Origin of the sequence: Vibrio ordalii ATCC 33509, from assembly GCA_000257205.1 — a bacterium.
GTDB classification, from domain to species: domain Bacteria; phylum Pseudomonadota; class Gammaproteobacteria; order Enterobacterales; family Vibrionaceae; genus Vibrio; species Vibrio ordalii.
The window spans coordinates 1-20,716 of record AEZC01000025.1 but is presented as its reverse complement, the minus strand read 5'-3'; the positions used below and the strand labels follow the sequence as shown (position 1 = coordinate 20,716).

The following is a 20,716-nucleotide window of genomic DNA, read 5'->3' as shown; positions in this document are numbered from 1 at the left end:
GTCAATGTAGATTGCTAATAGGCTTTGTGCCTAATCATGAGCAATGAATTAGCGTTCTGCTTTTTTATCACGAGCCAGCAAATCTTGTGCTGCAACACGCGCATCTTTTCCTTGATACAGCACTTGATAGATTTGATCAACTATTGGCATTTCAACCTCCATGCGCGCCGCTAATAACCACACCTCTTTGGTGTTGCGATAACCTTCAACCACTTGGCCAATTTCTTGCTGCGCCGTATCCACATCTTTTCCTTGCCCCAACGCCAAACCAAAGCGACGGTTACGTGATTGGTTATCGGTACAAGTGAGCACTAAGTCACCCAATCCAGCCATCCCCATAAAAGTTTCTGGCTGAGCACCTAACGCCGCACCTAAACGGCACATTTCGGCCAGACCGCGCGTAATCAATGCAGTACGCGCATTCGCACCAAAGCCAATCCCATCGGACATGCCAGCGCCAATTGCAATCACGTTTTTCACCGCACCACCTAGCTGCATGCCAATAAAATCACTATTGGCGTAAACGCGGAAAGTTTTGCTGCAGTGAATTTTGCCTTGCAGATCTTCGACAAACTGCTCGTCAGGCGAGGCAACAGAAATTGCGGTAGGCATTCCCATCGCCAGCTCTTTAGCAAAAGTCGGCCCAGATAACACCGCCAATGAATAGCGCTCGCCAATGGTGTCATAGGCCACATCCATCAGTAACCGCCCCGTTTCAGGTTCAAGCCCTTTGGTTGCCCAACAAATACGGGAATCATCACGCAAGTGAGGCTTTAAACTGTTCATAACAAGGCCAAATACGTGGCTCGGAACGACAACCAACAAATCGCGGCTCGCTTGTACCGCTTTTTTCAAATCGGTTTCCACAATCAGCGAATCGGGAAAATCAATACCGGGTAAAAATTCTTGGTTAGCACGATCAGCATCAAGACGAGCCATATGCTTAGCATCGTGTCCCCAAAGGACAACATTAGCACCGTTACGTGCTAAAGAAATCGCCAGAGATGTGCCGTAAGAACCCGCACCAACTACTGTCATGGTGATCGCTTTACCGTAAATACTGTTAGGATCTGTCATTGTTTCGTCCATTGCTATTCGTGTTGTCATGTTATACCTAAATTCCTTCCGATACAGCTTTCAATACGGAGTAACAAGGAACGGAGGTATTGGCATTCGAAATAAACAAAAAATGCACAACGCACCATCATTATCTGGGATGCTTTGTGCATTTTTTATCATCAAAGTCTGACGTGGAACGCCAACGTTAATGATCTCACGTCATTAACGATTAAGCTTCTGCTTGCTCGCCTTGAGTCGCTTGTTGTTGTAGGTAGTTCATAAACAATGCATCAAAGTTCACTGGTGCAAGGTTAAGTTGTGGGAATGTCCCTTTAACAACTAAGCTAGAAATCGTTTCACGTGCATATGGGAACAGAATGTTCGGGCAGAATGCACCTAAACAATGAGCAAGTTGGCCCGCTTCCATTTTTTCAGCAGTAAAAATACCACCTTGTTGCACTTCGCATAAGAACGCGATTTCTTCCGCGTTTTTCACTGTCACCGTTAGGCGTAATACGACTTCATACACACCTTCACCCAGATCACGACTTTGAGTGTCAAGATCCAACTTCACATCTGTATTCCACTCTTTTTGGAACATAACAGGTGAGTTTGGCGCTTCAAAAGAGACATCTTTTAGAAAGATACGTTGAATTGCGAAATTTTGTTGTGCTGTTTGTTGTGCGGCTTCAGCCATGATTAAATCCTTAAATACTTACAAATTCAGTGTTGCTTTTAGACTAACCGAGCTGATTTCGAATGACTAGATGAGCTCACGATTACGTGGAAAACATCACAACTCTTAGCATCAAATGCTGGCTTTTCAGCCAGCACACTCAGTTCAAGATAACCGCGATCAGTCAATTATTTATTGCCACGAACCAATGGCAAGTTCGCTTCATTCCAAGCTACAAGACCATTTTTCAGTAGATTCACATTCTCAAACCCAGCTTTAGCAAGCAGGTTGGCACTCTCTTGCGCGGTTTGACCCGTTTTACATACCACAATGATTGGGTCAGACTTATGCTTTTCAAGGCTAGCCAAGTTACCGGATTTAATATCCGACGGCAAAATGTGAACCGCATCGGTAATATGGCCTTTTTTAAACTCATCTTTCGTGCGGATATCGACAACCACACCGTTTTCACGATTCATTAAAAGCGTCGTTTGTGAAGCGGTGATCTCTTTATAGGCTGCCGTGGTTGATTTCACGATGCTCATGATTAAGGCGACGAGAATACCTACCCATGCCAAAGATAGAATCATATTGTGTTGGAAAAATTCGATGTACTCTTGCATATTCTGTGCTCTTGCAATGTGGGCTTAAAATCAGACAAGGAGTATAACGAGGTTGTCAGCCAGACGCGAGGGCTTACATTGCATAATAAGAAACTGTTGCCGTTTTTCAGCGCGCTCATCGCACTGCAAGCGCGCAATCCACATCAGCTTAAAAGCTTAAGCTATCGGAAAAGGAAAAGCCGTCACGTTATCAATATGATCTTGGCCTAACGCCAGCATAATCAAGCGATCAATACCAAGCGCCACTCCCGAACATTCAGGCAAGCCAGCCTCTAATGCTGCTATCAAGTGGTAGTCAATCGGCTGTTCGACCAGCCCCATCGTTTTTCGCTTTTGGTTATCCGCTTCAAAACGAGCCAGTTGCTCTTGTGGGTTGTCCAGCTCATGAAAACCATTCGCAAGTTCAATCCCTTTGAAGTAGACCTCAAAGCGATCCGCAACACGATGATCTTGCCGGTTAATCTTAGCTAGTGCCGCTTGTGATGCAGGAAAATCGTAAACAAAAACGGGTACCTGTTGACCAATTTCCGCCTCAACACCGACACTAAATAGCAGTTGCAGTAAGGTATCTCTATCCTCTTCTGGCTCAGCAATGTCACTTAGACCTAATCGGCTCGCAGCCGCTTTTAACTCGTTCATTGAGCCTTCTAACGGACAAACTCCAAGTACCTGCAAAAATGCTTGTTGGTAACTCATCTTCTGCGCCGCTCCACACCGCAAAATAAGTTGCAGCAATTGATCCATCTCATCCATTAAATCATGGTGAGTAAAACCAACCCGATACCACTCTAACATCGTAAATTCTGGGTTGTGATAGCGGCCATTTTCCTCGTTGCGAAACGCTTTATTGATCTGATAAATCGAACCACTCCCCGCCGCCAAAAGTCGTTTCATATGAAACTCTGGGCTAGTCATTAAATAGAGTTGACGGCCATCAGCATAGCCTGGGCCAACAAACTGGGTTTGGAAGGTTTGCAAATGAATGTCGGTTACCGTGGCATGACTCATGGCTGGTGTGTCGACTTCCAATACATCTCGTAGTTCAAAGAAATGACGGATCTGCTTGAGTAACTGAGCACGCTGTTTGAGTTGTGATATTGATGCGGTTGGCATCCAGTTTTTTCTATTCATGTTCTGGCACACATAAGTTTGGATGATATGAATTTTACTGACTTAAAGCGTAATTCCAAATTCTAACGTGATTATTATCACACAAAGAAAAATAAGTATGCTTGCACTTGCATTTCCGAAGCAAAAACCTAACAGAATCAATTTTTTCTTTACCCAGCTCTTCTACACTGGGTGTACCTCTTGAGGCTTACGAACCTTTAACTATAACAAGCGGATTTTCCGCATCACACACTGGAGGATAACTGTGCAAATTATCACCACAGATATCGCAGTCATCGGCGCAGGCGGCGCTGGTCTTCGCACTGCAATTGCAGCCGCTGAAGCAAATCCTGATTTAGAAGTCGCTCTGATTTCTAAAGTTTATCCTATGCGATCTCATACGGTTGCAGCGGAAGGAGGCTCAGCAGCAGTTATCAAGGAAGAAGATAGTCTCGACAACCACTTCAACGATACCGTTGGTGGGGGTGATTGGCTATGTGAACAGGATGTTGTTGAATATTTTGTGGCCAACTCGACCCGCGAGATGGTGCAAATGGAACAGTGGGGTTGCCCATGGAGCCGTAAAGAAAATGGCGAAGTCAACGTGCGCCGTTTTGGTGGAATGAAGGTCGAACGCACTTGGTTTGCCGCCGACAAAACAGGCTTCCACATGCTGCACACTCTCTTCCAAACTTCAATGAAGTACCCACAAATCAATCGATTTGATGAGTATTTTGTGGTGGATCTGCTTGTTGAAGATGGCGAAGTGCAAGGGCTTATCGCGATTCATATGTCCGAAGGTGAACTAGTAACCATCAAAGCAAAATCTGTGGTGTTAGCCACTGGTGGCGCGGGCCGTGTGTATCACTGCAACACCAACGGCGGCATTGTAACTGGCGATGGTATGGCGATGGCTTATCGTCATGGCGTCCCTCTACGCGATATGGAGTTCGTGCAATACCACCCAACTGGCCTACCTGGCACGGGGATTTTGATGACGGAAGGCTGCCGCGGTGAAGGTGGTATTATCGTCAATAAAAATGGCTATCGTTATCTGCAAGATTACGGTATGGGCCCAGAAACTCCGGTAGGGCAGCCTAAAAACAAATACATGGAACTCGGTCCTCGCGACAAAGTTTCTCAAGCTTTCTGGCATGAACAACAGAAAGGCAACACCATCAAACATCCGCTTGGTGATGTGGTGCTGCTTGATCTTCGCCACCTCGGTGAAGAGTACTTACAAGAGCGTTTGCCGTTTATCTGCGAATTGGCGAAAGCTTACGTCAACGTTGATCCAGCAAAAGAGCCGATCCCAATTCGTCCAACCGTACACTACACCATGGGTGGTATCGAAACGGACGGACAGTGTGAAACGCGCATCAAAGGTCTGTTTGCGGTCGGCGAATGTGCCTCGGTTGGCTTGCATGGTGCAAACCGTTTGGGTTCTAACTCGTTAGCTGAATTTGTGGTCTTTGGCCGCGTTGCCGGTGAAAATGCAGTGAAACGCGCATCGGAATTCAAAGGCTGGAACGATGAATCTATCGCCAAACAAGTCAAAGCCGTAGAAGAGCGTATTGCAACGTTAATGAACCAAGAAGGTGATGAAAACTGGGCCACCATTCGCACTGAAATGGGTCACACCATGGAAGCGGGTTGTGGTATCTACCGCCAAGAAGATTTAATGCAAGCGACGATTGATAAAATCACCGAGCTAAAAGCACGCTACAAGAACATTAGCATTAAAGATAAAGGCAAAGTGTTCAACACCGACCTTCTGTACGCTATCGAAGTCGGTTATGGCCTTGAAGTGGCTGAAGCTATGGCTCACTCGGCTATCTTGCGTAAAGAATCTCGCGGTGCGCATCAGCGTTTAGATGAAGGTTGTACTGAGCGTGATGATGTGAACTACCTCAAACACTCTTTGGCTTTCTATCAACCGGATGCCGCTCCAAGTATCGACTACAGCGCGGTTAAGATCACGAAGTCTCAGCCGAAAGCTCGTCTCTATGGTGAAGCGGCAGAGCAGGCTGCTGCCGCGGAAAAAGCCGCAGCAGAGAAAAGCGCAGAGGAGCAAAAATAATGTCAGCAAATCGCATTCAAAAAGTAGACATTTTGCGCTACGACCCAGAAAAAGATGCTAAGCCACGCCTGCAAGCGTTTGAAGTTCCCTTTGATGACACCATGTCAGTGCTCGATGCGATAGGCTACATCAAAGATAACCTCGATAAGGATCTCTCTTATCGCTGGTCTTGCCGTATGGCGATCTGCGGTTCGTGTGGTGTAATGGTCAATGGCGTACCTAAATTGGCTTGTAAAAGCTTCCTGCGCGATTACCCTAATGGCGTGAAAATTGAACCTTTAGCCAACTTCCCAATTGAAAAAGATTTGATCGTGGATATGACTTCGTTTATCGAGCGTCTTGAAGCCATTAAACCCTACATCATTGGCAACGATCGCAAACCTGAAGATGGCACCAACTTACAAACGCCAGAGCAAATGGCCAAATACAAACAATTTGCTGGTTGTATTAACTGCGGTCTTTGCTACGCGGCCTGCCCTCAGTTTGGTTTGAACCCTGAGTTTATTGGCCCTGCGGCATTAACCCTTGCTCATCGCTACAACTTAGATAGCCGTGACCATGGTAAAGCCGAGCGTATGAAGCTTATCAATGGTGACAACGGCGCTTGGGGTTGTACCTTTGTTGGTTATTGCTCTGAAGTGTGTCCAAAACACGTTGATCCAGCGGCAGCCGTCAACCAAGGTAAAGTTGAGTCTTCAATGGACTTCGTGATTGCCATGCTAAAACCTGACGGTTCACCAAAGAAAGTGGAGGCATAAGGATGAGTAACCGTAAACCTTACGTTCGTGAAATGACACGTACTTGGTGGAAAGATCACCCATTCTACCGCTTCTACATGTTGCGTGAAGCCACGGTACTGCCACTGATATTCTTTACCTTGTTCCTGACCTTTGGCTTGGGCTGCTTGGTTAAAGGCCCTGAAGCATGGGAAGGCTGGTTAGGCTTTATGGCGAACCCAATTGTGGTCGCCATCAATATTGTCGCGTTGGCGGGAAGTTTGCTGCATGCACAAACCTTCTTCAGCATGATGCCTCAAGTGATGCCAATCCGCTTGAAAGGTAAGCTAATCGACAAGAAAATCATCGTCTTAACTCAGTGGGCAGCGGTTGCATTTATCTCACTGATTGTTCTCATCGTGGTGTAGGAGCTTATAGTCATGAACAACAATTATAAGGTAAATCGCACGCCAAAACGTTCTGATGAACCTATCTGGTGGGGGCTGTTTGGTGCTGGTGGAACATGGTTTGCGATGATTACCCCGATCACCATTCTCGTATTGGGTATTTTAGCGCCATTGGGCATTATCGATGCCGAGGCAATGAGCTATGAACGCGTTTCAAGTTTTGCAACTAGCATCATCGGCGCGCTGTTCATCATTGGCACATTAGCCTTACCGATGTGGCATGCCATGCACCGTGTCCACCATGGTATGCATGACCTAAAATTCCACACAGGTTTAGTGGGTAAAATCGCCTGTTATGCGTTTGCAGGGCTGATTTCCGCACTCGCTGTCGTTTTTATCTTTATGATTTAAAGACAGAAACGTGATGACATCAAAGAGCTGCCTCGGCAGCTCTTTTTATTGCAGCACTCTCTCTCGTTTTTTAGTACAAAAAAGTAGGAAAATAAAAAAGGCCGCTAACCGAGCGACCTTCTTACTTATCTTGAGGTGATTATTTGACTCGACCTACATATTCACCAGAGCGGGTATCCACTTTGATCACTTCACCGATAGAGATGAACAGTGGCACACGTACCACAGCACCTGTGACCAACGTAGCGGGTTTACCACCCGTACCTTGCGTATCGCCTTTCAAGCCCGGATCAGTTTCAGCCACTTCAAGTTCAACAAAGTTTGGTGGCGTTACCGCAATTGGGTTAGCGTTCCAAAGCGTCAACATGCAGGTATTGTTTTCCACTAGCCATTTAGCGCTTTCACCCACCGCTTTACGATCCGCCGCAATTTGCTCGAATGTTTCATTGTTCATAAAGTGGTAGAATTCGCCATCGTTATAAAGATAATCAAGGTCGATATCCATTACGTCAGCCGTTTCTACTGAATCACCTGACTTAAATGTTTTTTCCAACACTTTGCCAGAAAGAAGTTTACGGATTTTGACACGGTTGAAGGCTTGGCCTTTACCTGGTTTCACATATTCATTTTCGAGAATGACACAAGGCTCATTATCAAGCATAATTTTGAGACCGCCTTTAAATTCATTCGTGCTAACAGTAGCCATTTTTTCCTCTTACCATTCTTCGAGTTAAATTCAATGCCGCATATAATAACCCGAAAACTTGATTCTGTTGAGCAAAACTGGCTTCAACAATTAACGAATGCGATCTCAAACCCTGCCGATCTTCTCCAGCAGTTAGAGATTGATCCTGCCCTTTGGCAAAACGGGTTTGCCGCACGCAAACTCTTCGCACAACGGGTGCCACAAAGTTTTGTCGATCGCATGGAAAAAGGAAACCCTTACGATCCCCTGTTGCGTCAAGTTTTGCCACTCAATGAAGAGTTTGAGTGGCATGATGGGTACTCAAATGATCCGCTTGATGAGCAAAACAATGCCATTCCGGGATTGCTGCATAAATACCGCAACCGAGTGCTAATGATAGTCAAAGGTGGTTGTGCGATTAACTGCCGTTACTGCTTTCGTCGTCATTTCCCCTACCAAGAGAATAAAGGCTCAAAGCCGGTGTGGCAGCAAAGTGTCGACTATATTGCCGCGCATCCCGAGCTCAATGAGGTCATTTTATCGGGTGGTGATCCGTTAATGGCGAAAGATGAAGAACTGCGTTGGCTCATCGATGCAATCAGCAGCGTGCCTCATATTAAACGGTTGCGTATTCACTCGCGCTTACCCGTGGTGATCCCGGCTCGAATCACCGATACATTGTGTGAGCTGCTGCGTGAAACTCGCTTACAAGTCATTTTGGTGACGCACATTAACCATGCCAATGAAATCAATCTAGAATTCAAACAGCAGATGAGTCGTCTGCGCGCCATCAATGTTACCTTACTCAACCAAGGTGTATTGTTAAAAGGTGTCAATGATAGCGTTGACGCGCAAGTCGCGCTCAGCGAAACCTTATTTGATGCAGGAATTTTGCCTTATTACCTGCATGTGCTGGATAAAGTGCAAGGCGCAGCGCACTTTTTTGTTAGTGATCAAAAAGCAAAAGAAATAATGGCAGGTGTCATTGAGCGAGTCTCGGGCTATCTTGTTGCTAAACTCACTCGAGAAATCGGTGGCAGAGCCAGTAAAACACCGCTCGACCTGCATTTAGAGTAATAACAGTGCATCAAAAGATGCGGTTTACTATCAATCAACACACTCTAACCTTAATAATTTTTCGGAAAACATCATGCAATCTCTCGGACAATTTCTTGATCTTGGCCCCTTTAGTTGGGCTGCACTATTGTGCTGTGCTATCAATGGGTTACTGATTGGCATTGAACGCCAAACTCGAGGTAAACCAGTAGGCATTCGCACATCAATATTAATCATAGCAGGAACTTATTTCTTCCTCTCGATGGCCGTATCACTGTCCCCAAACACCTTGGATCAAGCCCGCGTGCTTGGACAAATTATTACTGGGGTTGGTTTTTTAGGCGCAGGCGTGATGATGACTCAAGATGGAAAAATCCATGGCGTCACCTCAGCCGCTGTTATTTGGGTACTGGCGTCACTGGGCTTGATGATTGGACTTGGCTACTTACAGCAGTCCGTGATTATTACAGTATTGGCATTGTGTGTGTTGTACGGCGTGGATAAGGTAGAAAATAGCTTTCAAAGTTTGCGTCGTGGTGTTCATCAACGCTTTAGGCGTCGTACATAATTCAATCACCCCCGCCCAAGGCGGGGGGTTTAGTTTCAGTCACCGATCACTTAGCAAAGTTAATGATAGGAAAACACTTAAAGAAACCGTTATCTGCACAGTTAATTAGACCAACTTGAACACCTTCAATTTTTGTGGTTTTGTTGAACAAACCCACTTGCACTGTTGATGTATCAGAAAAGTTGGCCGCACCAACATCAACCATGGTATTACCTTCAGAGTAGTTCACTAGACTGACGTTAGCACCTTGTACATTGTTGGTCAGATTCACTATACCCAAGTTAGCGCCATAAGTATTGCCTGTGTTCCAGTTTAAAAGACCCAACGATGCACCAGTCATCTCTTGGTTGACTTTCGATGCACCTAAAAGGCCTAAATTGACACCCGTCGTAGAGTTCGTTTCAGATAATCCAACAACGGCGAGATCTAAGCCTTTAACTTCATTCACTTTACCGTAAAGAGCCGCAACACGAACACCTGATACCGCATTTTCATCCGGCGCATTGAAGTTATCGATAGAAGAGAACATAACTGGAGTACCAGCCATCACGACAGAAGAAGATAGCGCAGCCGCTACGGCTAGTGCTGAAAGTACTTTTTTCATAAAGATCTCCATTGACCAATGAAACGGTTAATATTTGGTGTGTTTACGCCATTTCACTCACATTATTACTAAATTGTGCTCTGTGAAAGCAGAAAGTATAGAAGAATCAGATAGCTCAAGCGTCAGAATTGAGCTAATTATGCGAAAAAAAACCGGAGACAAGCTCCGGTTTCTTATTCAGAGGTGATAACTACATCATACCGCCCATACCGCCCATGCCGCCCATATCAGGCATTGCCGCTTCTTTCTTCGGTAGATCAGTCACCATAGCTTCGGTAGTGATCATAAGGCCCGCAACTGAAGCTGCGAACTGTAGCGCACTACGAGTCACTTTAGTTGGATCCAAAATACCCATTTCGATCATGTCACCATATTCGCCCGTTGCCGCGTTGTAACCATAGTTACCCTCGCCCGCACGTACATTATTAGCAACGACTGACTCTTCATCACCTGCGTTTTTGGTGATTTGACGAATTGGTGCTTCCATCGCACGCAGTGCAACTCGAATACCTACGTTTTGCTCTTCGTTATCACCTTCAAGACCAACCACTTTAGAAGCAGCACGGATCAGTGCAACGCCACCACCCGCAACAACACCTTCTTCAACAGCAGCTCGAGTTGCATGCAATGCATCTTCTACGCGATCTTTCTTCTCTTTCATTTCTACTTCAGTGGTTGCACCGACTTTGATCACTGCAACGCCACCTGCCAGTTTGGCCACGCGCTCTTGTAGTTTTTCTTTGTCGTAATCTGAAGTTGCATCTTCAATTTGTTGACGAATTTGTGCAGCGCGGCCTTTAATGGCTTGCTCTTCACCTGCACCATCAATGATGGTGGTGTTTTCTTTAGTGATAGAGATACGTTTCGCTTGGCCAAAATCTTCTAGTGTCACTTTTTCAAGCTCAAGGCCGATCTCTTCAGAAATCACAGTACCGCCCGTTAGGGTAGCAATGTCTTGTAGCATCGCTTTACGGCGATCACCAAAACCAGGAGCTTTCACAGCAGCCACTTTTACAATGCCACGCATGTTGTTTACAACCAGTGTCGCCAACGCTTCACCTTCAACATCTTCTGCAACGATCAATAGCGGACGAGAAGCTTTTGCTACTGATTCAAGAGCTGGAAGCAATTCGCGAATGTTAGAAATTTTCTTATCAACCAATAGGATGAATGGGCTATCTAGATCAACACTGCCCGCTTCTTGGTTGTTAATGAAGTAAGGAGATAGGTAACCACGGTCAAACTGCATACCTTCCACGACATCAAGTTCATCTTGAAGTCCTTGTCCCTCTTCCACTGTGATCACGCCATCACGGCCCACTTTTTCCATCGCTTCAGCAATGATGTTACCTACGCTTGAATCCGAGTTCGCAGAAATAGTACCCACTTGCGCAATCGCTTTAGTGTCTGAACAAGGTACTGAAAGCTCTTTCAATGCTTCAACCGCCGCCACGACAGCTTTGTCGATGCCACGCTTAAGATCCATTGGGTTCATGCCTGCCGCTACCGCTTTCAAGCCTTCAGTAATGATCGCTTGTGCTAATACCGTTGCGGTTGTCGTTCCGTCACCCGCAGCATCGTTAGCTTGAGAAGCAACTTCTTTCACCATTTGTGCACCCATGTTCTGGAATTTGTCTTCCAGTTCAATTTCACGCGCAACAGTGACACCATCTTTGGTGATAATAGGTGAACCAAACGATTTATCTATCACAACATTACGGCCTTTAGGGCCAAGGGTGACTTTTACTGCATCGGCTAGAACATTAACGCCTTCTAGCATTTTAATACGTGCATCGTTACCAAATTTAACGTCTTTAGCAGCCATCTTTAATTTCCTTTTCTAAATTCTGTTTTAATCAATCGTTTTTGAATCAGAGCAAAAATTACTCAATGCTTACTCGACAATCGCCATGATGTCGTTTTCAGACATAATGAGCACTTCTTTACCGTCGATTTTTTCCGTTTTAGTACCGTAGCTTTCTGCAAAAATAACCGTATCACCCACTTTGACATCCAGCGGTTGTACCGAACCATTTTCAAGGATTCGGCCTTTACCTACTGCTAAGATGACGCCGCGAGTTGATTTCTCTGCAGCGGAACCTGTTAGAACAATGCCACCAGCAGATTTAGATTCAACTTCCTGGCGTTCAACGATAACTCGGTCGTGTAATGGACGAATGTTCATCGGTCGTCTCTCCTGATTAGATTTTCCGTTAGGTTTATGAAAAGGCTGATTACTCAGCTTGTGAGTGATATGTGGGGGAGCAAGCAGGGGATCCCAAGGGGGGAAAGCGAAAATTTTGTGATCCATTTAACGAATTGATAGCGAATCTTCGCTCGGCGTTGGCTAAAGTCGCTCTTCTTCTATCCTGTATAGTCAATAATTTGCTTTATTAAGCTGCTTCTTCATAATAGATAAGGCAAACAGAGGAATGCGATGAAAACCATTGACCGAATACTTCAAACCATTAAACGTGACGGAGCGGTAACCGCCAAACAACTGGCAGACGGCCTAGGAATCACCACCATGGGAGCGCGCCAGCACCTACAAAGTTTGGAAGATGATGGCATTGTGGCCTTTCATGATGTCAAAGTTAAAGTCGGACGCCCTACTCGGCATTGGTCTTTGACGCAGCAGGGCCACGACCAATTTGCTGATCGGCATGGCGAATTGATCATCCAAGTGATTGATGCCGTTGAGCACCTTTTTGGTAAAGAAGGGCTAGCCAAAGTGGCGGCAGAGCGTGAAGCTCACACACTAGCACAGTATCAACACGCATTAATTGATTGCCACAGTTTAGAAGAAAAACTAGCCAAGCTAGTGACGCTTCGTGAGCAAGAAGGCTATATGGCAGAGCTCATTCCATCAGCGAACGGCTACACTTTAATTGAGAACCATTGCCCTATCTGTAAGGCGGCAACGCGTTGCCCCAACTTGTGCCAATCTGAACTTAATATTTTCCAAACGTTGATCGGTGAACAATACGTGGTTGAACGAAGCGAACACATCATTGTAGGTGAGCGCCGTTGTCGCTATCAAATCACCCCGCTAATATTATCTCAATAATAAGAAATGGCGATTTCGTTCCAACTCAACCTCTTCAACCTCTATTGATCGGTTATGCTCTTATTGTGTTGATAAAATAATCAACAGAAAAATGGTGTAAAGGAGAGAGATATGGAGCCCCCTCAAAAACAGGCCTTACCTTCTTTTGATGAGTTGGTTGAACTTGCCAAGCATAATCCAGATGCCTTTACGCAACTGAAAAAAGATATCTGTGAAGAGATGATCCTCTCCTCTTCCAACAATATGCAAGACAGATTATGGGCTCAGCAAAGTCACATTGATCTAGTAGTAAGCAAATGTAAAAACCCCGTTCACACCAATGTGATATTAATGCGTGAGCTCGCTGAGCAAATGATGAAATTTAGAAATGCCTTAGATGGCAAATCGGCGCGCACTCAACCAAGCGCAACCATCATTCCATTTGTGCCACGTCACAACGATTGGCGTTAACCTCGCTATTTAAAGCTTTTTAAAACAACAGGAGGCCAATGCCTCCTGTTGTTTTTTTATCAATTTTTTTCTATTAAGTTTGCTCAAGTTCAGGCCCGTAGCGATTGCGGCCTTGCGTTCCTTTCATAAAGCCACATTCGATCAAAATCCATGAGCCACAAACTAGTGCGACCAATGAGACTAATGACTCTACTATACTGGCTTGAGTGGCGATCTCGGCACTGGCAAAAGGTATACTCATACGGCCTATCACCAAGGGGACATTAAGCAATAACCACCACGCAGATTTATCTCTGTCATGCCAACGTTTTACCGTGATGGCCAAATCAGGCAATAACACCACTAGCAAAAACAGCGGCAAGATCAGGTGCGCATAGGCGGGAAACATTTGGTTTGCAGCGAATGCGAAGCCCATAATAGATGCGTAATAACAGAGATTCCACATCCAAAATACTTTACGCCCGATGCGTCCTTGAAATGAAAATAGCCGTTCTTTAATCAACATTTTGTTACCTAAAATGGTTAATTTACAACCTTTTGGAAGCAATCTTTATCCATATCACGCACATTCACGGTCAGACTCTTGACTTGACTCGCTTGCTGTTGCAATACCGCCATTAATTGACGTGACAACTCTCTTTTTTGTTCCGGTGTCCGCCCTGACAGTAAATCAAAGCTGAGATGAATAAAATCAACACTGTCGCCCTCTTCACCAATGCACCAATGGTGGCAGCGTAGCGCCCGTGATTTCACTGAGTCAGCGTCAAATAATCCGCAGCGAAGTGCGACTTGGTGAAGATCTTCCAATAACCCTTGAACATTCACACGTTCATCCACAGAGTTCGAGTATTCCATAACAAGGTTGGGCATACGAATTCCTTTTCTTCATTCATGATCAAATTTCAACACTGGTGAGCCTTATTGGTATCACTAGATTTTCTTTTAACAGCCACTAATAGCAATTAATCTCATAAAATCCGAGCCATTATCGGCTATTCTGTCTATCTGATCACTGATAAGGGGTGTCAAGCATTGCTGAAGATCCCATAAAGTCATGACTCGAATCATGATCTGACCGATTTTATCTGTTATATTCTTTCGCAATCACGTTTATTTTTGACATTCATTCATTTTAACTTTGATAGATAATGGAGATATTCCTATGCGTCATCCTGTAGTTATGGGTAACTGGAAACTAAACGGCAGCAAAGAGATGGTTGTTGAGCTGCTAAATGGTCTGAATACAGAGCTTGAAGGCGTAAAGGGTGTTGATGTGGCCGTTGCTCCACCAGCACTTTTTATTGACCTAGCAGAACGCACACTAACAGATGCGGGTAGCGCGATCATTCTGGGTGCCCAAAACAGCGACGTACACAACAGTGGCGCATTCACTGGCGATATGTCTCCAGCAATGCTGAAAGAATTCGGTGCAACTCACATCATCATTGGTCACTCTGAGCGTCGTGAATACCACAACGAATCCGATGAATTTGTCGCGCAAAAATTTGCATTTCTTAAAGAAAATGGCCTAACACCAGTACTTTGTATCGGTGAATCTGAAGCGCAAAACGAAGCTGGCGAAACAGTAGCCGTGTGTGCACGTCAACTTGACGCTGTGATCAACACTCAAGGTGTTGAAGCGCTAGAAGGTGCGATCATCGCTTACGAACCAATCTGGGCGATCGGCACAGGTAAAGCAGCAACAGCAGATGATGCACAGCGCATTCATGCCGCCATTCGCGCGCACATTGCTGCAAAATCAGAAGCCGTCGCGAAGAACGTTGTTATCCAATACGGCGGTTCTGTAAAACCTGAAAATGCAGCAGCTTACTTTGCACAACCAGACATCGATGGTGCTCTAGTGGGCGGTGCGGCGCTTGATGCGAAAAGCTTTGCAGCTATCGCAAAAGCAGCAGCTGAAGCGAAAAAAGCGTAATTATTCACGCTAGTTATCATTAAGCAAGGTCAGCATTTGCTGGCCTTTTTGTTTTCTTAACTGACGCGACTCTTCACATCCTACGGCTATAGTCGCGATCGCTAGAATCAAGTATCCTAACGTTTTGCTTAGCCTACGTTACCCGTGATGCACGATAAACACGGCCTATTAACGGCCCCGATTCCCAATGTGCTCCAACAAATGACGATCCCAATGATTTTTGGTTTGATCGCGATCTTGATGTTTAACCTAGTCGATACTTTCTTTATCTCGCTGTTAGGAACCAAGGCGCTTGCCGCCATCAGTTTTACTTTTCCCGTCACCTTTGCAATCAACTGCATCACCATGGGCATTGGCATTGGGCTCTCAACCAGTATTGGCCACTTACTCGGTCAAGGTGACGCTAAAAATGCGGCGCGTTTTTCTAGTCACGGCGTGTTGCTGGCTGTGGTGCTGGTGACTCTCGCTTCAATTCTGGGTTTGCTGACCATTAAGCCACTCTTACTACTGCTTGGTGCCACTGACGATTTAATCCCGTTGATTGAGCAATACATGCAGGTTTGGTATTTGACCATTCCTTTGCTCGTTATTCCCATGGCGGGTAACAGCGCAATTCGAGCCACAGGTGACACCAAAACACCAGCTAAAATTATGATGCTTGCTGGTTGTATTAACGGCCTGCTCGATCCACTGTTGATTTTTGGTTATGGCCCTTTCCCCGGGTTAGGGATGCAAGGTGCAGCGATTGCCAGTGCATTCAGTTGGTTAGGCGCACTGTGCGGATCGCTATATGTCTTAATCAAAAGAGAAAAATTATTGGCATGGCCGTATTTTCCTACTTTATGGCATGACTGGCAGCAAATCTTAAAAGTAGGTACACCTGCGGCACTCTCCAATGCAATGAACCCACTCTCTGGCGCACTATTGATGATGATGTTGGCAAGCCATGGCACCGCTGCCGTGGCCGCTTACGGCGCCGCACAGCGTATTGAGTCGATACTCATTTTAGTCTTGATGTCACTAACCTCAGCACTGACTCCCTTTATGGCACAAAACATCGGCGCCAAAAACATTGAGCGTAGCTTTGCCGCTCTGTTCCTCAGCATGCGTTTTTCTATCGTATTTCAATTGATGATTTTTGCGATGATGGTACCGCTGAGCATCCCTTTATCAGCCCTATTTTCTCAAGAGCCCTCAGTGCGCGAACTATTGTGGCACTATTTGCTGGTGGTGCCACTGAGCTATGGCTTTCAAGGCATTGTGATGATGCTTATCTCTGGGCTGAACGCACTTCATCAACCCATTCGTGCTTTTCAGTGGAGCGTGATGCGACTATTTATATTCACCCTTCCGGCTGCATGGTTAGGTTCGTATCTCTATGATGTCGAAGGGCTGTTTATCGGGATTGCCGCAGGCAATACCTTAGGTGGAGTGCTGGGTTATTACTACGCCCTGCGTCTAAAACGAACTTACCCGTTTCTCTAGTACTACCATTTATCTGGTTGAGTACGTTGTGGTGAACTAAATATAAAAAAGCCAGCATTCATGCTGGCTTTTTTACTTAGAAGAATCATAACTTAGAAGCATCGCCTTTCAGCGCGAGAAACTACTCTTCAATCTCGTCAAGGTCATCATCTAAGTCCATAACCACATTTAAAGGCTCTTGCGACAAAATAATGCCAGTGTTGTCAGCATAGAGATAATCTTCAGGTAGGAATGTAACGCTACCGAAATTCACCGCAACATCAACCTCACCGATACCTTGTGTAGAAGCACCAACAGGAATAGACGCTAAGGCTTGGATACCAATGCTCATCTCTTCCAGTTCATCCACTTCGCGGACACAACCGTAAACGACCACGCCTTCCCACTCATTTTCTTCAGCAAGAGCGGCCAATTCTGCATCAATTAACGCGCGGCGCAGTGAACCACCACCATCAATTAACAGCACCCGTCCTAGCCCATCCTGCTCTAGTACTTCGCGGATTAAGCCATTATCTTCAAAACATTTAATCGTCGTAAGCTGGCCAGCAAAGGATGCGATTCCACCAAAGTTACTAAACATTGGCTCCACTACATCAACTTGGTCGAGATAAATATCACATAACGCAGAGGTGTTGTATTCCATAATGGTTCTTCTCTTGCCGAAAATTATCTTCATCGAGTATATAGGCTCATTAAGTCATTGCAATGACAAGCGACGATTAACTCGTCAGAGTTTGAGCTATAACAATTCCAACAAATAACAAGTTGGTGATCAGTGAGCATTTGACGATGGCAGGCATCATAGGCGCTATCTGCGCAGGTTGATCACTCACCCACACCGCTTTACCATGCTTTACCACCACCACAATACTCAATAAAAAAGGAAAACTAATCCACATTGGGCTGCTTTGCATCACTAAATACCAAGCAAAAGCGATCACCGCACCCGCCAATAGCATAAAGTGATATTGCTTGGCACGCGTTTGCCCAAGACGTACGGCAACGGTTTTTTTACCGCAAACTGCATCATTTTCAATATCACGCATATTGTTGACATTGAGCACAGCGACCGCCAATAAGCCACAGCCTAACGCGGGTAAGAACAGGCTCGGTTCCACATGGCCGGTATGCAAGAAATAGGTTCCAGACACCCCAAGTAAACCAAAGAAAATGAATACGGATAAATCACCTAAGCCGACATAGCCGTAGGGTTTGTTACCGACCGTGTAAGCAATCGCGGCCACGATAGCGAGCACGCCCAGCCCGACAAAAGCCAGAATACTTTGCACGCTATCCAGTGCATAAAAGATCAACACCAAACCCGAGATAACCGTCAATGTGACGTTAATCAGTATCGCTTGCTTCATATCATTGAGCGTCACCGCACCGGATTGAATCGCTCTGATTGGCCCTAAGCGAGCCTCATTATCCGTGCCCTTGACCGCATCACCATAATCATTTGCAAGGTTAGATAAGATTTGTAATAAAGTGGCGGTAAGCAGAGCAAGCAGCGCCACTGGCAGCAAAAAATGGCCCGATGAGAAAGCTAACGCGCTGCCCGTTAAAATAGAAACTAGCGCGAGAGGGAGCGTTTTAGGCCTGGAGGCATCAAGCCAGATATGGAGCGAGTTCTTCATGCAAGGTCACTGCCGTTCAAAAAAGGGGTCAGTATATACTGTTCTGTTGGCGAGTATAACACGGCAATAAAAAGCCCGTCACTTTGGACGGGCTACAAACAGTGTACTGACCATTCGACCCGCTAAAGAATAAAGCGGCTCAAATCTTCATTCTCGACTAACTCACCTAGGCGCTGCTTGACGTAGGCGGCATCGATAATCATTGAGGAGCCCGGTTTTTCTGTTGCATCAAATGAGATTTCATCCATCAAACGCTCCATCACGGTATGCAGGCGACGTGCGCCGATATTTTCCGTGGTTTCATTCACTTTCCACGCGGCTTCCGCAATTTGAGTGATGCCATCTTCAGTGAATTCAATGTTCACCTCTTCCGTCTTCATCAGCGCAATATACTGCTCAGTCAAAGAGGCTTTCGGCTCAGTCAAAATACGTTTAAAGTCATGGCTCGATAATGCTTCAAGCTCAACGCGAATCGGCAAACGACCTTGCAACTCGGGGATCAGATCAGAGGGCTTCGCCACTTGAAATGCACCCGACGTAATAAAGAGGATATGATCAGTTTTAACCATGCCGTGCTTAGTCGAGACGGTACTGCCCTCAATCAAAGGTAGCAAATCACGTTGTACCCCTTCACGTGACACATCAGGGCCTGAGCTTTCGCCGCGTTTACAGATTTTGTCAATCTCATCGATAAAGACAATGCCGTTATTTTCAACATTAAAAATAGCTTGATCTTTCAGCTCTTCCTGATTGACCAATTTTGCTGCTTCTTCCTCGCTCAAGGCTTTAAATGCATCCTTGATTTTGAGTTTGCGTTTTTTCTTGGTATCTCCCGCAAGGTTCTGAAACAAACCTTGCAGCTGATTGGTCATTTCTTCCATGCCCGGAGGCGCCATAATTTCAACCCCCATTTGAGGGACAGCGACATTGATTTCAATCTCTTTGTCGTCGAGCTTTCCTTCACGCAACTTTTTACGGAAGATTTGGCGAGTGTTAGAACTCTCTTCGCCCTTTTCATTCTCTCCCCAAGCATCACGAGCTGGCGGCAATAAAGCATCTAAAATGCGCTCTTCTGCTTGCTCTTGCGCGCGAAATTGCACTTTTTCCATCGCTTGCTGGTGAGTCATTTTTACCGCGACATCGGTTAAATCGCGAATGATGGTTTCCACTTCTTTACCAACATAACCCACTTCGGTAAATTTGGTCGCTTCCACTTTAATGAATGGTGCGTTGGCAAGCTTGGCGAGACGACGAGCAATTTCCGTTTTTCCCACCCCTGTTGGACCAATCATCAAAATGTTTTTCGGCGTTACTTCGGCGCGCAAGCTCTCTTCGAGCTGCATGCGACGCCAGCGGTTACGCAGCGCAATCGCCACCGAACGTTTGGCTTTATCTTGACCAATAATATGGCGATTTAATTCGTGAACAATTTCACGTGGAGTCATTTCAGACATCAGATTTTCCTTAATTCTTTACCCTAACACTGTCTTTATTTTTCGGTGGTCACTGTTTGTTGCAGTAGCAATTCCGCCGGTATTTCTAGTTCTTCGATAGTGTGGAAATGGTTGGTAAACACGCAAATGTCGCCGGCAATTTTCAGTGCTTTTTCAGCGATTTCACGTGCATCTAAATCGGTATTTTCTAATAATGCGGTCGCTGCAGCTTGGGCAAAATTACCGCCCGAACCGATAGCAATCAGATCGTTTTCTGGTTGAACGACGTCACCATTTCCCGTAATAATGAGCGATGCCGTTTCATCAGCCACCGCTAAAATCGCTTCTAGCTTACGCAGTGCTCGGTCACTACGCCAATCTTTTGCCAGCTCAACCGCGGCCTTAGTAAGATGACCTTGATGCATTTGCAGCTTACTTTCAAAGCGCTCAAACAAGGTAAATGCATCGGCTGTGCCACCGGCAAACCCTGCCAAGACTTGATTATTGTACAGACGGCGAACCTTGCGCGCGTTGCCTTTCATTACGGTATTACCGAGCGATACTTGTCCGTCACCGGCGATGACAACTTTATTATTACGACGTACAGAGACGATGGTAGTCACGACAGGACCTCTTATTTGTTTTCACGATGGAGTTAGCAAATATATGAGGATGGTTGGGGAAGATTTCAAGTCACAAAAAACACTCACCGC

At 45.6% G+C, this 20,716-nt stretch carries 24 protein-coding genes; 10 read left to right on the top strand and 14 right to left on the bottom strand.

Annotated elements, in window-relative coordinates:
* Positions 1-48 precede the first annotated feature (48 nt).
* The 4 genes from gpsA to epmA all read right to left on the bottom strand — a co-directional run bounded on the left by gpsA (position 49) and on the right by epmA (position 3,489).
* Positions 49-1,107 (bottom strand): NAD(P)H-dependent glycerol-3-phosphate dehydrogenase, encoded by a 1,059-nt coding sequence (gene gpsA / locus VOR_RS0101930; RefSeq protein ID WP_162097684.1) that lies wholly within the window; start codon positions 1,105-1,107, stop codon positions 49-51.
* A 181-nt stretch (positions 1,108-1,288) separates the two neighbouring features.
* Positions 1,289-1,756 carry a protein-export chaperone SecB gene (secB, locus tag VOR_RS0101925; protein WP_010317650.1) on the bottom strand — a complete coding sequence of 156 codons (468 nt, stop codon included), beginning with the start codon at positions 1,754-1,756 and terminating at the stop codon, positions 1,289-1,291.
* Between the two features lie 167 nt (positions 1,757-1,923).
* On the bottom strand, positions 1,924-2,358 hold the full coding sequence (locus tag VOR_RS0101920) for a rhodanese-like domain-containing protein (protein WP_010317649.1): 435 nt from the start codon (positions 2,356-2,358) through the stop codon (positions 1,924-1,926).
* Between the two features lie 156 nt (positions 2,359-2,514).
* Positions 2,515-3,489 (bottom strand): elongation factor P--(R)-beta-lysine ligase, encoded by a 975-nt coding sequence (gene epmA / locus VOR_RS0101915; RefSeq protein WP_029626814.1) that lies wholly within the window; start codon positions 3,487-3,489, stop codon positions 2,515-2,517.
* Between the two features lie 244 nt (positions 3,490-3,733).
* Between epmA and frdA the strand changes: the two genes are divergently transcribed.
* Genes frdA through frdD form a run of 4 tightly spaced genes read left to right on the top strand, consistent with a single transcriptional unit; the run spans position 3,734 to position 7,082 of the window.
* Positions 3,734-5,548, top strand: coding sequence for a fumarate reductase (quinol) flavoprotein subunit (gene frdA / locus VOR_RS0101910; RefSeq protein WP_010317644.1), 1,815 nt, complete (start codon positions 3,734-3,736; stop codon positions 5,546-5,548).
* Complete coding sequence (locus VOR_RS0101905) at positions 5,548-6,306, top strand: succinate dehydrogenase/fumarate reductase iron-sulfur subunit (RefSeq protein WP_010317642.1); 759 nt, start codon at positions 5,548-5,550, stop codon at positions 6,304-6,306. The genes frdA and VOR_RS0101905 overlap by 1 nt, the downstream gene beginning before the upstream one ends.
* Before the next feature lie 2 nt (positions 6,307-6,308).
* Entirely contained in the window at positions 6,309-6,692 is a 384-nt protein-coding gene (frdC, locus tag VOR_RS0101900; RefSeq protein ID WP_010317641.1) for a fumarate reductase subunit FrdC, read from the top strand.
* 12 nt (positions 6,693-6,704) lie between these two features.
* Entirely contained in the window at positions 6,705-7,082 is a 378-nt protein-coding gene (gene frdD / locus VOR_RS0101895) for a fumarate reductase subunit FrdD (protein WP_010317640.1), read from the top strand.
* Positions 7,083-7,221: 139 nt separating this feature from the next.
* On the opposite strand, the gene efp is transcribed toward frdD, so the two are convergent.
* On the bottom strand, positions 7,222-7,788 hold the full coding sequence (gene efp, locus VOR_RS0101890) for an elongation factor P (RefSeq protein ID WP_010317639.1): 567 nt from the start codon (positions 7,786-7,788) through the stop codon (positions 7,222-7,224).
* A gap of 33 nt (positions 7,789-7,821) precedes the next feature.
* Between efp and epmB the strand changes: the two genes are divergently transcribed.
* Positions 7,822-8,844 carry an EF-P beta-lysylation protein EpmB gene (gene epmB / locus VOR_RS0101885; RefSeq protein ID WP_010317638.1) on the top strand — a complete coding sequence of 341 codons (1,023 nt, stop codon included), beginning with the start codon at positions 7,822-7,824 and terminating at the stop codon, positions 8,842-8,844.
* Between the two features lie 73 nt (positions 8,845-8,917).
* Positions 8,918-9,391: an MgtC/SapB family protein gene (locus tag VOR_RS0101880; RefSeq protein ID WP_010317637.1), complete on the top strand. Its 474-nt coding sequence runs from the start codon at positions 8,918-8,920 to the stop codon at positions 9,389-9,391.
* Between the two features lie 46 nt (positions 9,392-9,437).
* On the opposite strand, the gene VOR_RS0101875 is transcribed toward VOR_RS0101880, so the two are convergent.
* The 3 genes from VOR_RS0101875 to VOR_RS0101865 all read right to left on the bottom strand — a co-directional run bounded on the left by VOR_RS0101875 (position 9,438) and on the right by VOR_RS0101865 (position 12,180).
* Positions 9,438-9,995 carry a VC2662 family protein gene (locus tag VOR_RS0101875; protein ID WP_010317636.1) on the bottom strand — a complete coding sequence of 186 codons (558 nt, stop codon included), beginning with the start codon at positions 9,993-9,995 and terminating at the stop codon, positions 9,438-9,440.
* Between the two features lie 190 nt (positions 9,996-10,185).
* A complete protein-coding gene (groL, locus tag VOR_RS0101870) occupies positions 10,186-11,820 on the bottom strand; it encodes a chaperonin GroEL (protein ID WP_010317635.1) in 1,635 nt (544 codons plus the stop codon).
* Between the two features lie 69 nt (positions 11,821-11,889).
* Entirely contained in the window at positions 11,890-12,180 is a 291-nt protein-coding gene (locus VOR_RS0101865) for a co-chaperone GroES (RefSeq protein ID WP_010317634.1), read from the bottom strand.
* A 252-nt stretch (positions 12,181-12,432) separates the two neighbouring features.
* On the opposite strand from VOR_RS0101865, the gene VOR_RS0101860 reads away from it, so the two are divergent.
* The gene (locus tag VOR_RS0101860) at positions 12,433-13,062 is read left to right on the top strand and encodes a helix-turn-helix transcriptional regulator (protein ID WP_010317632.1); all 630 of its coding nucleotides are present in this window, start codon (positions 12,433-12,435) and stop codon (positions 13,060-13,062) included.
* A gap of 111 nt (positions 13,063-13,173) precedes the next feature.
* Positions 13,174-13,512 (top strand): DUF3135 domain-containing protein, encoded by a 339-nt coding sequence (locus tag VOR_RS0101855; protein ID WP_010317630.1) that lies wholly within the window; start codon positions 13,174-13,176, stop codon positions 13,510-13,512.
* A gap of 73 nt (positions 13,513-13,585) precedes the next feature.
* On the opposite strand, the gene VOR_RS0101850 is transcribed toward VOR_RS0101855, so the two are convergent.
* Together VOR_RS0101850 and VOR_RS0101845 are read right to left on the bottom strand one after the other, a co-directional pair.
* On the bottom strand, positions 13,586-14,017 hold the full coding sequence (locus VOR_RS0101850) for a DUF805 domain-containing protein (protein ID WP_010317627.1): 432 nt from the start codon (positions 14,015-14,017) through the stop codon (positions 13,586-13,588).
* 17 nt (positions 14,018-14,034) lie between these two features.
* Positions 14,035-14,382 (bottom strand): 5-carboxymethyl-2-hydroxymuconate Delta-isomerase, encoded by a 348-nt coding sequence (locus tag VOR_RS0101845; RefSeq protein WP_010317625.1) that lies wholly within the window; start codon positions 14,380-14,382, stop codon positions 14,035-14,037.
* A gap of 292 nt (positions 14,383-14,674) precedes the next feature.
* Between VOR_RS0101845 and tpiA the strand changes: the two genes are divergently transcribed.
* Positions 14,675-15,448, top strand: coding sequence for a triose-phosphate isomerase (tpiA, locus tag VOR_RS0101840; RefSeq protein WP_010317624.1), 774 nt, complete (start codon positions 14,675-14,677; stop codon positions 15,446-15,448).
* Between the two features lie 147 nt (positions 15,449-15,595).
* Positions 15,596-16,933: an MATE family efflux transporter gene (locus VOR_RS0101835; RefSeq protein WP_010317622.1), complete on the top strand. Its 1,338-nt coding sequence runs from the start codon at positions 15,596-15,598 to the stop codon at positions 16,931-16,933.
* A gap of 121 nt (positions 16,934-17,054) precedes the next feature.
* Here the strand turns inward: VOR_RS0101835 and rraA are convergent, their stop codons facing one another.
* The 4 genes from rraA to hslV all read right to left on the bottom strand — a co-directional run bounded on the left by rraA (position 17,055) and on the right by hslV (position 20,626).
* Positions 17,055-17,576 carry a ribonuclease E activity regulator RraA gene (gene rraA / locus VOR_RS0101830; RefSeq protein ID WP_010317620.1) on the bottom strand — a complete coding sequence of 174 codons (522 nt, stop codon included), beginning with the start codon at positions 17,574-17,576 and terminating at the stop codon, positions 17,055-17,057.
* Between the two features lie 76 nt (positions 17,577-17,652).
* A complete protein-coding gene (locus VOR_RS0101825; protein WP_010317617.1) occupies positions 17,653-18,570 on the bottom strand; it encodes a 1,4-dihydroxy-2-naphthoate polyprenyltransferase in 918 nt (305 codons plus the stop codon).
* 122 nt (positions 18,571-18,692) lie between these two features.
* Positions 18,693-20,024, bottom strand: coding sequence for an ATP-dependent protease ATPase subunit HslU (gene hslU, locus VOR_RS0101820; protein WP_010317616.1), 1,332 nt, complete (start codon positions 20,022-20,024; stop codon positions 18,693-18,695).
* A 35-nt stretch (positions 20,025-20,059) separates the two neighbouring features.
* A complete protein-coding gene (hslV, locus tag VOR_RS0101815; RefSeq protein ID WP_010317615.1) occupies positions 20,060-20,626 on the bottom strand; it encodes an ATP-dependent protease subunit HslV in 567 nt (188 codons plus the stop codon).
* Positions 20,627-20,716 lie beyond the last annotated feature (90 nt).